This window comes from Sorangium sp. So ce385 (genome assembly GCF_051474135.1).
Taxonomy (GTDB): domain Bacteria; phylum Myxococcota_A; class Polyangia; order Polyangiales; family Polyangiaceae; genus Sorangium; species Sorangium cellulosum_D.
The window spans coordinates 4,235,004-4,246,750 of the sequence record NZ_CP150337.1; the positions used below are offsets into that span (position 1 = coordinate 4,235,004).

8 protein-coding genes are annotated in these 11,747 nt (G+C 71.0%); 3 read left to right on the forward strand and 5 right to left on the reverse strand.

Going from position 1 to position 11,747, the window contains the following annotated elements; translation table 11 throughout:
- Positions 1-299 precede the first annotated feature (299 nt).
- The 5 genes from WME83_RS15715 to WME83_RS15735 form a co-directional block, all read right to left on the reverse strand.
- Positions 300-1,790 (reverse strand): hypothetical protein, encoded by a 1,491-nt coding sequence (locus tag WME83_RS15715; protein WP_437320092.1) that lies wholly within the window; start codon positions 1,788-1,790, stop codon positions 300-302.
- 348 nt (positions 1,791-2,138) lie between these two features.
- The gene (locus tag WME83_RS15720; protein ID WP_437320093.1) at positions 2,139-2,756 is read right to left on the reverse strand and encodes a hypothetical protein; all 618 of its coding nucleotides are present in this window, start codon (positions 2,754-2,756) and stop codon (positions 2,139-2,141) included.
- A gap of 142 nt (positions 2,757-2,898) precedes the next feature.
- Complete coding sequence (locus tag WME83_RS15725; protein WP_437320094.1) at positions 2,899-4,176, reverse strand: P1 family peptidase; 1,278 nt, start codon at positions 4,174-4,176, stop codon at positions 2,899-2,901.
- A gap of 85 nt (positions 4,177-4,261) precedes the next feature.
- Complete coding sequence (locus tag WME83_RS15730) at positions 4,262-5,554, reverse strand: cytochrome P450 (RefSeq protein ID WP_437320095.1); 1,293 nt, start codon at positions 5,552-5,554, stop codon at positions 4,262-4,264.
- A 268-nt stretch (positions 5,555-5,822) separates the two neighbouring features.
- Positions 5,823-6,743, reverse strand: coding sequence for a carbohydrate kinase family protein (locus WME83_RS15735; RefSeq protein ID WP_437320096.1), 921 nt, complete (start codon positions 6,741-6,743; stop codon positions 5,823-5,825).
- Positions 6,744-7,070: 327 nt separating this feature from the next.
- Between WME83_RS15735 and WME83_RS15740 the strand changes: the two genes are divergently transcribed.
- From WME83_RS15740 to WME83_RS15750, 3 genes are all read left to right on the forward strand, one after another.
- Positions 7,071-10,205: an ATP-binding protein gene (locus WME83_RS15740; RefSeq protein ID WP_437320097.1), complete on the forward strand. Its 3,135-nt coding sequence runs from the start codon at positions 7,071-7,073 to the stop codon at positions 10,203-10,205.
- A gap of 84 nt (positions 10,206-10,289) precedes the next feature.
- Positions 10,290-10,670 carry a response regulator gene (locus tag WME83_RS15745; RefSeq protein WP_437320098.1) on the forward strand — a complete coding sequence of 127 codons (381 nt, stop codon included), beginning with the start codon at positions 10,290-10,292 and terminating at the stop codon, positions 10,668-10,670.
- Between the two features lie 527 nt (positions 10,671-11,197).
- A complete protein-coding gene (locus WME83_RS15750; RefSeq protein ID WP_437320099.1) occupies positions 11,198-11,731 on the forward strand; it encodes a hypothetical protein in 534 nt (177 codons plus the stop codon).
- Positions 11,732-11,747 lie beyond the last annotated feature (16 nt).

The window sequence follows — 11,747 nt, forward strand, 5'->3', positions numbered from 1 at the left end:
GGGCCAGCGCCGCCGCCGGCGTGGACGTGCCGTGGGGGGCTCCGCTGCTGCCTCAGCAGCAGCCGGGTGGTGATCGGCTGCTGCGGCGCGCGCAGGACAGGCGTGGCGAGGGGGTGGGCGGCAGGGCCGTGGTCGAAGAGGGCAGGAGCGCCGGCTGCGAGCGCGGCGTGGCGCGAGAGACGCCTGGCCCGGACGGCGAGGAGTCCGGCGGCAGGGGCGCGGCGGCCGCCCCGGCGATGCTGGTGGCCTCGGCGGCGTCTCCAGCGTGCGGAGACCGTCCCCGCCCGAGGGCCCGAGCTTCAGGGGACGAGCTGGGCGAGGAAGATATCGCCATCTCCGAACCACCCCGTGGCCGTGTCGGTCAGGGTGCTGCCGCCGAAATTCACCGTGCGGTAGAAGTCGCCCGTGATCGTCACCTTCCCGGAGCTGTCCACCGCGATGCCTGTGCCTACTTGGCTGGAATCGCTGCCATAACTGGCGCTCCAGATGTGGGTGCCGCCGTCATCGAACTGGGCGACGGCGATATCGGCGGCTCCTGCGCTGGTCAGCGTCGCGCCGCCGAAGTTGATGCTGTTCCTGAAGTGCCCGATGATGCTCACGTTTCCTGCGCTGTCGACCGCCACGCCCGTGCCCCGCTCGAAGTTGTCGAAGCCCGTGTCGCCGAACTGCTTGCTCCACAGATCGGCGCCGGCGGCGCTGAACTGCACGAGGAACATATCGCCCGCATCGTCACCCGGGTGGGTGAGCGTCGCCGTGTTGCTCCCGAAGTCGACGTCGCCGTCAAACCAGCCGATCACGTCGACGTTTCCGGAGTCGTCGATCACGATATCGGTGCCCTCTGCGCTGTTATCGTCGCCGAAGCCCTTGCTCCAGAGGTGATCGCCGTCGGACTCGAACTTCGCCACGAACGCGTCATAGCCGGTCTCCCAGTAGGGTGAGGCCCATGCGCTGTTGCTGATCAGCGGGGTCCCGCCGAAATCCGCGTAGCCGCCGAACCGCCCGGTGATGGCGAAGCTGTCGTCGTCGGGATCCACCGCAATGCCGATGGGGACCACGATGCCATCAGAGAAGAAGAAATCGGCGAAGATCGGGCTTCCATCGCTGCCGTCGAGCTTCGTCACGAAGCCGTCGACAGCGCCTGCCCAATTGGTGTCGGTCCCGAACTCGATGGCGCCGATCGTGGCGCCGGCGACGAGCACGTCTCCCGCGGCGTCGACGGCGACGGCGTTGCTATTCGCGGAATCCCATGAGTCGACGCCGCCGAAGACCTTGCTCCAGACGTGGTTCCCGCTGCTGTCGAGCTTGACGACGGCCACGCCTTGGCCGTCGCCGACAGCGATGGATCCTCCGCCGAGGTCGACGGAGCTCGCCCGGGTGTAGCCGGCGAGGTAGACGTTGCCGCCGCTGTCTGCCGCGAGCCCGCCGAAGTAGACGTCCTCGAACTTCTTGCTCCAGACGTGATCGCCGTCCTCTTCGAACTTCGCGAGATAGATCGCCCCGTTCGTCGTGCTCAGGGCGGGCGCTCCGCCTGCGCCGTCGAAATCCACGGTGCTGCCGTACCCGAGGTACCCGATCGTGATGATGTTGTCGGATCCATCCACGACGACGTCGTGAGCGCTCTGCCACTCGGTGTCGCCGAAAGACTTGCTCCAGCCGTGGGTCAGCGGCTGCGCCGCGGCCGCGACGCTCTCCAAGGGGTCGGACTCACCCGACGGCATGCCGCCACAAGCGGCGGCGGCGGGCGCTGCGCACACGAGGCTGACCATGAACAATCGCTTCATTCGATTCATGCAGATCAAGCTCCTCCTTCACTGCGAACGTGGCTATCCGACGGCGACGCGACCGACCGTGATGCGCGCATCGCGAGGCAGGGCTCGACGGCGGACGCCGACGAGCGCGTGCGACGCGCTCATGAGATCCGCTATCTGCCGATCCGGTGCTCTCCTCGGCACCTGGCGAGCAAAAGGCGGATCTCGCGCACGATGGCGCAGCACGGTCTGCCAGGCAGGCCGGTCTCTGCGACGCTTAATTATGAAGAATCGCGAATGTTTGTATTAGAGAACACGGATCCGTCCCTGTCAACCGTTTCGGCGAGCGCGGCAGGAATCCGACAGCCAGGCCGCCGCCCGCCCCACCCGCTAGTCGGCCTGCTCCGGGCGCACCAGGACAGCGGCTGACAGCACGCTGCTCAGGCCGTCGCCGTTCGTGGCGTGAGCCCTGATCGAGCACGCGGCCTGAGCCGCCGGCGGCTGCCAGTGAACTACATTGAAGGTGGGGGACAGGCTAACGTCCGTGATGGCGCCGCCGCAGCTGTCGGTGACCTCGACGGCTCCAGGAGACGAATTGCCCCAGTCGACCTGCAAGATCAGCACGACGCTGCCGGATGCGGTGATGGGCTCTTGGCAGGTGCCGTCTGTGGAGTGCGCGTGGACGAAGCAGTACGCTCCAGGCCACTCCACGTTCATGGACATCACTGGCCTGGCGACGAATTGGCCGTCGATGATCACGGCGCCCTGAGCCAGGCTCTCCTCGAAGACGATGATCGAGAGCGTCTCGCTCGCGGAGAGCTCGCCGTCGGTCACGCTCACGCTCACGTTACAGATGCCGGCAGCGGGTTTGGTAAAGTCGGTCACGAACGCCGTGGGCGCGGAGAACATCCCATCAGCGCAGTCGCTGGTCCACTCGACGGCGAGCGCATCGTCGTCCACCAGACCCATCGCCGAAAGAACGCTCGTCCTCGTCTTGCCGATTGCCATAGCAACATGTCCTCCAGAAGAAGTCACGAGACGCGAGCACGCATGGAGCTCGCGGTCGGGCGGGTGGTCGAGTCCGATGCGCCTCCAGGCTCGAACATTCACACGCCTTCTCCTGCGATGGACGCCCGCGGGCTCGCGGGACTCAGCGCCCCTCTCGCTCCGGTTCGCCGAGCCTCCCGTATCGTCTCATCACCTCGCGCAGCCGGTCGAGCGGGATGGCGTAGGCGACGTGGTCGTCCTGCCCGAACGTCGTCGTCGCCATGGTCAGCGCGTTGAGGATGGCCTCTTCCACCGCCTCCTCGGCCGCCTGGAACAGCGGGTTGAGGCGCCCGTCGTCCACCTCGCGGAGCGTCCGGGTCAGCTCCCTCGGCGCGGCCGCGATCCGGTTCCCCGTCGCGAAGGCCAGGAACAGGTCGCCGCTCCCGTCGCGCGAGATCGTGCCCGTGCGCCCCACCGCGAGCGAGACGCGGCGCGCGACCCGCCCGAGCTGCCGCGCGGAGAGGGGCGCGTCGGTCGCGACCACGGCGAGCAGCGAGCCCTCGCTGTGGTAGTCCGGCACGGGCAAGAGGTCGCGGATCTCCTGGCCGACCGGCACGCCGTCGATCCGCAGCTCGCCCCGCGCCCCGAAATTGGCCTGCACGATGGCGCCGACGATGAACCCGCCCGCGGCCTCCGGCACGACGCGCGAGGCCGTGCCGATACCACACTTGAAATCGTAGCAGATCATGCCCGTGCCCCCGCCGACCGCCCCCTCCTGGACAGGCCCGTTCGCGGCCTGCTCCGCCGCCGTGAGCACGTCCTCGGCCGACACGTGCAGCCCCCGGATATCGTTCAATGCGCTGTCGTCGCACTCGCCGACGATGGGTGACACCGTGGGCTCGTCGATGCCGATGGCCGGATAACGCCGCAGCATGTACTGGACCGCCCCGTCGAACGCGCGGCCCACGGCGAGCGTGTTGGTGAAGACGATGGGCGACTCGAGGACACCGAAGTCGTTGACGTAGTGCAGCCCGGTCATCTCCCCATTGCCGTTCAGGATGAAGCTCGCGGCAGGGAGCTTGTGGTGCCAGAAGTCGTCGGACGTCGGCAGGATGACCGTCACGCCGGTCCGCACCGGCCCCTTGCCGGGGTCGAGCCGGCCAGCGCCCCGATGGTGGGTGACGTGCCCGACCCGCACGCCGGGGACATCGGTGATGGCGTTAAGCCTGCCCGTGGGCAGGCGGCCGATGACGATGCCGAGCTCGCGGGCGCGGCGGCGCGCGCCGTCGGCCGGCGGCTGCGCGGGAGGCGAGGGGAGCGCGGCGGGCGGGGAAGGGGAAGGCGCGGAGGGCTGGGGCCGGGCGCACGACAGCAGCCCGGGCGACGAGACGAGCGCGGCGGCGAGCGCCGCGCCGGCGGCGAGGCTGAGGCGACGGGGCATCGGCGCGAGGATAGTCGATGGCCGGGCGCGTCGCCGGCGCCCGCCCGCGCGGATTCGCCGTCGGCCGGCAGGAGGAGCCGCCCGGTCACGCTGCGCCGAGCGTCACGGGCAAGGCCGTGGGCTTCCGGAAGAACATGCTGGGCGCATAGCTCGGGCGCGCCTCGGCGGCGAGGCGCAGGCCGGGGAACGCAGCGCGCAGCGCCTGCACGGCGCACCGCACCTCGATGCGCGCGAGCGAGGCGCCGATGCAGGTGTGAACACCCCAGCCGAAGCCGAGGTGCCGCGCGCGCGGGCCGGCGGTAAAGCGATTCACGTCGAACCGCAGCGGATCCGGGAATATCGCCGGATCGTGGTTCGCGGCGCCGAAGAAGGCGAACGCCGTGGCCCCCGCGGGGATCTCGACGCCGCCGACCACCGCCGGCGCCGTCGCGCGCCGCGGCTCCATCTGCACCGGGGCGTCGATCCGGAGCGTCTCCTCCATCGCCGCCTGGAGCAGCGCCGGGTCGCTGTCGATGGCGTCCCACAGCGCGGGCGTTTCGAGCAGGCGGAGCACGAGCGAGCCGATCAGGCTCGCCACGGTCTCGTAGCCGGCGAAGAACAGGACGATGAGGTGGGAGATCATCTCTTCCACCGACAGGGGCGCCTCGCCGTCGACACGGGCGCCGATGAGGGCGGTGATCAGGTCGTCGGCAGGCGTGCCGCGGCGTCGCTCGATGAGGTCGGCCAGATATCGCTCGTAGGCCACGCACCTCCGCGCCGCCTCGACCTGGCGCGCCTTGTCGAGCGCCGGGTCGTAGAGCTTGAGTCGGTCGTCCTGGCAAGCCCTGAGCAGCGGCGCGTCCACGAGGGGTATCCCGATGAGGGCGGTGATGATCTGCAAGGGGAGCGGGAAGGCGAGCGCCTGCATCAGATCCACCGGGCCGTCGCCCGGCGCCATCGCGCGGACCAGCGCCTCCGCCGCCTCGGCGATCGTCGGCTCGAGGGAGGCGACCCGCGCGGGCGTGAACGCCTTGGAGAAGAGCGCCCGCGCGCGCGTGTGCCCGGGAGGGTCGTTGTTGAAGAGCGCCGGCGGCATCTGGTAGATGCCGCGCTGGAGCTCGGCGGTCACCTCCGGCGGCAGATCCGGCGGCAGGTCGAGGATGTGCGCCGAGGAGAACCCGACCGGCTCGCGGAGCACCTGCGTGAGCTCGGCGTGCCCCACGACGAGGTAAGCGGAGAACGCCTCGCTGTAGGCGACCGGCGCCTCCCGGTGCGCCGCCTGATAGAACGCCAGCGCGGGGTTGTCCGTATAGCTCGACGAGAAGGGCTCGAACAGCGCGCCGACGCGACGCAACCTGTCGGCGACCGGCGGCTCCTGGCGCGTGCTCTCTTCGACCATAGCGCCCGAGCGTATCGGGTTCGGTGATCGCGCGAAAGGGCGCTGCGCCCAGCGCGCACGGCCGGAAACGCCGTGGGCGGTGTGCACCCGAGTCAAGCGTTCCGCTCGTGCGCATTGGGCGCGGTCGCGAGCACGAGCGATGGAGGCCTGGACGGCGCCGCGAGCTCGCGCGCGATGTGCGGTCCCTCGATTCGGCCGCCGGAGCGCCGAATGTCCAGAAATACGACGTCGAACGCGAGACGCCCGTCGCCGAGCAGGCCCCTCGCGCCTACGCCCCGCCCCCCAGGAGGGCGCGCTCGTGGCGCACGAGGTCCTCGCGGCGCGCGAGCCGCCGCTTCGGCGCCCGCTGGGCGCAGGCGACGCGCGCCGCGATCTGCCCGCGCCGGAGGGCGTCCTCGAGCGGCAGCCCCTCGAGGACGTGGCTCACCAGGAACCCGACCGCCAGGCCGTCGCCCGCGCCGTTCGTGTCGACGACCGGCAGGTCCAGCGCGACCGGCGGGAACGTGCGCAGCCCGCCCCGCGTCGCGAGCGCGCACCCCCTCGCGCCCATGCCCACCACCACCACGAGGTCGGGCCGCTCGCGCAGGAACGCCGCGCAGACCGGCTCCGGCGACGCGTGGTTCGCCGCGGAGAAGAAGAGGAAGTCCGCGGCGGCGATGAAGTCGCGCCGGTAGGGGTCGAGCGGGTCGATCACGTCCTGCAGATCGCAGGCGATCGTGGCGCCGAGCTCCTTCGCGATGGGCAGGAGCCGCCGCGCCCAGTTGGGGAGGTTGAAATGGCAGAGCCGCGCGCCGGCCATCGCCGCGCGGCAAGCGTCGAGATCGGGCGCGAGCTCCATGTGGCCCTTGGCGTCGTAGAAGTTCCGTCGGCTCCCGTCGGGAAACATGATGTTGGCGCTGCGCGCGGTGCCCGCCGGGTCGATGAACAGCCCCCGCGCGTCGATGCCCTCGGCCGCGAGCACCTCGCGGATGTGGCGGCCGAGGACGTCGTCGCCCACCGTGCCGACGAAGGCCGTGCGCCGGCCGAGGCCCGCGTAGCCGCGGCTCGCGTACCCGCCCGCCTGCCCCACGGAGTCCGTGTTGTGGGTGAAATTCCCCTCGACGCTCCAGTCGATGGATTCGCCGTGAAGATAGATGTTCGTGTCGATGCCGATGTTGCCGACGACGACGACCTCGGGGGGCGCGCTCATGGTGGATGGCCGGCGAGCTTACCAGAGATCGCGGCGCCGCGTCCGTCTGCCCGCCAGCCGGGCCGGCGGCCAGAGGCGGCGCGGCGCGCCCCAACGCCCCGCCCGCCCGCGCATCTCGAGATCTCGACCGTCCACAAAAGCTCGCTCGCCCGGGCCCAGGCGATCGGGCCTTGCGCGAAGGTCGATCTCCACTAAGCGCTTCACGATGAGCTGTTCCCTGCGTGGAGCGGAGCCGCAGGCGGGATGAGCGACGGGATGAAACAGCGGTGCAGCGAGGAACGAGCGGAAGGGCGCGACTTCATCGAACGCCTGGAAGACCTCACGATCGTGAGACCCGTAGACGACTCCGAGGAACGCCTCTTCCAGGACACCGAGCTCCTGAGGCAGGAGCTCGCGCGCGCGAGCCCAGGGCGCGAGTCCGGGCTGATGCGGCTCCTCGCGGCGCGGGTCGCGATGAACAGCGCCTTCCAGTTCTGGGGCCTGCTCGACGCCCGCGGCACGAACTGGGAGTCGAACTACGCCTCGGTCCGCGGCGCCGGCGTGGAGCTCGGGCAGGTGCACGGCGTGCCGTTCTGGGACTGCCGCTGGTGGCAGGGCGCGCCCGAGGCCCAGGAGCGGCTGAAGGACGCGGTGCGGCACGCGGCGCGCGGCGAGTTCGTCCGGTACGACGTGGAGATCCTCGGGGGCAACCAGGGCGAGGAGCTCATCACGATCGACTTCAACCTCAAGCCCGTCAAGGACCGGCAAGGCAACGTCGTCTTCATGATCGCCGAGGGGCGCGACGTCACCGAGCAGCGGCGGCTCGAGCGGGAGGTCGCGCGGCACAGGGACGAGCTCGCGACGCTCGACCGCCTCAAGACGGAGTTCGTGGCCAACGTGAGCCACGAGTTCCGCACCCCGCTCACCCTCATCCTCGGGCGCGTCGAGGACGCGCTGGCCCACCCGGGGGCCTCGCTCTCGGGCGACGGCCTCGCCGCGGTGCGCCGCAACACCCTGCGGCTCCTCCGGCTCGTCAACACGCTGCTCGACTTCTCCCGCATCGAGGCGGGGCGCCTCCAGCGGACGTTCGAGCCGACCGACCTCGCGCGGCTCACCGCGGAGCTCGCGAGCTCCTTTCGCTCGCTGGTCGAGGGCGCGGGCCTGTCGCTCGTCGTGGACTGCCCGCCGCTGCCGGAGCCGATCTACGTCGACCGGGCGCAGTGGGAGAAGATCGTCTCGAACCTCATGTCGAACGCCTTCAAGTTCACGTTCGAAGGGGAGATCGCGGTCTCGCTCCAGCCTTATCCGGACCACGTCGAGCTGTGCGTGCGCGACACCGGCACCGGGATCCCGGCGGACGAGCTCCCGCGCGTCTTCGAGCGGTTCCACCGCGTCCACGGCGCGCGGTGCCGGAGCATCGAGGGCACCGGCATCGGGCTCGCCCTCGTGCAGGAGCTCGTCAAGGTCCACGGGGGGGCCGTGCGCGTCTCGAGCGAGCTGGGGCGGGGGAGCGCGTTCACCGTGTCGATCCCGAGGGGCCACGCGCACCTGCCCGCCGAGCGCGTCGCCGCGGCCGCCCCGGAGGCCGCGCCCTCGCCGGTGGGCACGAGCCTCCACGTGATCGAGGCGTCGCAGTGGTGTCCGGAGGCGCGCAAGGGCGCGGCGCCGGGAGGCCCGGGGGCTCGCGCCGGAGCGGCGCCGGAGCCTCGCGCCGAGGCCGCGCCGGGGGAGCGCGCCGGGGCCGCGCCGGGGGAGCGCGTCGAGGCCGCGCCGGGGGAGCGCGAGGGCAGCGTCCTCGTCGCCGACGACAACGCGGACATGCGCGACTACCTCGTCCACCTCCTGGCGCCGCGGTGGAACGTGGAGGCGGTCTCCGACGGGCGGGCGGCCCTGGAGGCCGCGCTCGCGCGCCCGCCGGACCTCGTGGTGAGCGACGTGATGATGCCCGGGCTCGACGGCGTCTCCCTCCTCCGCGAGCTCCGGGCGGACCCGAGGACGAGCATGGTCCCCGTGATGCTCGTGTCCGCGCGCGCGAGCGAGGATGCGGTCGTCGAGGGCCTCGACACGGGGGCGGACGATTACCTCGTGAAGCCGTTCTCGGCGCGCGAGCTGCTCGCGCGCGTCCGGACGCAGATCGAGATGGCGCGGATGCGGCGGAGGGCGGCCGAGGCCGCGGAGCGGGAGCGCGCGCTGGAGCTGCCCCGCTTCCTCGACGCGGCGAGCGTGGTGCTCGCCGATTCGCTGGACTACCCGACGACGCTCGCCCGGGTCGCGCAGCTCGCGGTGCCGGTCCTCGCCGACTTCTGCCTCGTCGACCTGCTCGACGAGGACGAGGGCACGTTCCGGCGGGTGAGCGTGGCCTGCGCCGACCCCTCGCAGGCCGCCCTGGCCGAGGAGGCGAGGCGCTTCACGCTCCTGCTCGACGGCAACCGCGCGCACCCATCGACGCGGGTGTTCCTCGCGCGGGAGTCGCTCCTCGTCGAGCGCTTCACGGAGGAGGACATGCGCGCCATCGCGCACGACGAGGAGCACCTCCGGGTGATGCGGGCCATGGGGGGGCGCTCGTACATGTGCGTCCCGCTGGCACGGCGGGGGCGGCTCTTCGGGACGCTCACCTTCATCGCCGCGCAGTCCGGGCGCCGGTACAGCCGGGAGGACCTCGCGGCCGCGGAGGAGCTCGCGCGCCGCTGCGCGCTCGCCGTGGACAACGCGCGCCTGTACAAGGACGCCCAGAGCGCGATCGCCCTGCGCGACGAGTTCCTCTCGATCGCCTCCCACGAGCTGAAGACGCCGCTCACCCCGCTGTCGCTGCAGATCCAGATCCTGACGCGCCGCGCGCCGGAGCTCTGCCCCGACAAGGAGCGCCTCGCGTGGCTCACGGACCGGCTCGGGCTCGTCCGCCGGCAGGGCGAGCGGCTGAGGCGGCTCGTCGACAACCTGCTCGACATCTCCCGGATCTCCGCGGGGCGCCTCGCCCTCGAGCTGGAGCCCGTCCGGCTGTCGGAGATCGCCCGGCAGGTGGTGGCCCGCTTCCACGAGGGCGGGGAGATCGCGGAGTCCGGGTCCCGGGTGACCGTGAGCGCGGGCGACGACGGCGCCGGCAACTGGGATCGGCTGCGGCTCGAGCAGGTCGTCGATAACCTCGTCTCGAACGCGCTCAAGTATGGTCAGGGAAAACCCATCGAGATCGCCGTCGACTCGGCGGGATCGAGCGCCACGCTCACGATCAGGGACCACGGTATCGGGATCGCGCCGGAGAACCTCGGTCGGATCTTCGGGCGGTTCGAGCGGGCCGTGTCGGCGCGGCACTATGGCGGTCTCGGCATGGGGCTCTACATCACGAGGCAGCTGGTCGAGGCGCTGGACGGCTCGATCGAGGTGAGCTCGGTCCTCGGCGAGGGCTCGACCTTCAAGGTCACCCTGCCGCTGGCCGGCCCTGCCGCCTCTCTGCCGGGGAGCAGGCCGGGCTCCGGGCGCGCCTGAGGCGATCGGCGCGAGCGGGCCGCGGGCCCGCGCCTGGCCGAAGCGCCACAGGACCCTGCTCCCTCGGGAAGAGAGCGAGTGCGCATGACGATGAGCCGTCCCAACAAGTGCATCCTGATCGTCGATGACGACGCCGCGATCCGCCAGACGTTGAGCGAGCTCCTGGAAGACGAGGGGTATCTGGTCGCGTCGGTCGCGAACGGGCGCGAGGCCCTGGACTACTTGCGGGACGACCCGTCGTCCATCTCGCTGGTCCTGCTCGATCTGATGATGCCGGTCATGGATGGGTTCCAGTTCCGGGCCGAGCAGAAGCGCGACCCGACGCTCGCCTCCACGCCGATCGTGGTGATGACCGCGCGCGGCGGGACGGACCGCGCCGGCATCGACGCGGACGCGGTGATCAGCAAGCCGTTCGACGTGCTCAAGCTGATGGACACCATCGAGCGGAGCTGCCGGAGGGAGTGACCCGCCTGCGCAGCCATCGAGTTGGCCGAGGTGCGGCGCGGGTAGGGCTCCTCACGGCGGGCTCCATGCGACCGCGAGCACGGCTGTCGTGAACAGCAGGGGCAAATCGGCAAGCGGCCCCATCGCCGCGGCGCCCGTCGCGAGCTCATCCGCCCGCATCACCCTCCGGGAGCGTTCCACCCATCAGGCCGCCATGAGAGCAAGTTCTCCACGCGGCGAATCGGAATGGCACAGGTTTTCGACGTGCTAAGATCAGCTCTTCTGTACAAGGACGTCGCCGGCGGATCTGCTGGACGGTTGTGTGAATGCTCACCGTGAGTGCGCAGATGGCAGATGGCCAATGGCAGCGACGAGAGGTGCTGGCGCGTACGCGGTAGAAATCATCGTGTAAAGCGCTGATGTGGGTAATCGCTCGGCGCCATGGCAGGGTGCCAGAGCGCGAAAAAGAAGACGCTCCGCGGGGGCGGCGGCGTTCGCCGCCTCGTTCGAGCCGAGCAGCGTAACCTTTGTTGTCAGGAGAAACCTCGATGAAGAGTCTCAGCTTCGCAGCGATTCTGGTCACGGTGTGCGCGGTGGCGGCCTGTTCGGATGACGGCGGTCCGGGCGGCGACGGCGGGGCGGGCGGCGGGGGCGGCGCGTCCGGCACCACCACCTCCTCCTCGTCGTCGACCTCGGCCGCCACGACGGGCACCGGGACGGGCGGCAGCGGCGAGGGCGGCAGCGGCGAGGGGGGCGGCGGCGAGGGCGGCGGCGCTGACTGCGCCACGCAGTGCATCGAGGACAATCAGCAGGGGGCCTTGGCGTTCCTCGAGCTGACGCTGGAGGCGTGCGGCTGTGCGGAGAGCGCTACGTGCGCCGGCGACTGCGACACGGACGAAGCGGAGACCGACGCCTGCGAGGACGATGGATCCGCCAACGTGCAGGGGCTCCTCGGAAACGAGGCGTGCCGGGCCTGCGTCGGCGGGCTCCAGGAAGACGCTTGCATCGATACATCCGCGGAGCAATGCGCCGCGAACGATGGGTGCGCCGCGTACATCACGTGCGTCTCCGAATGCCTGTGAGACCGTGAGACCGCGA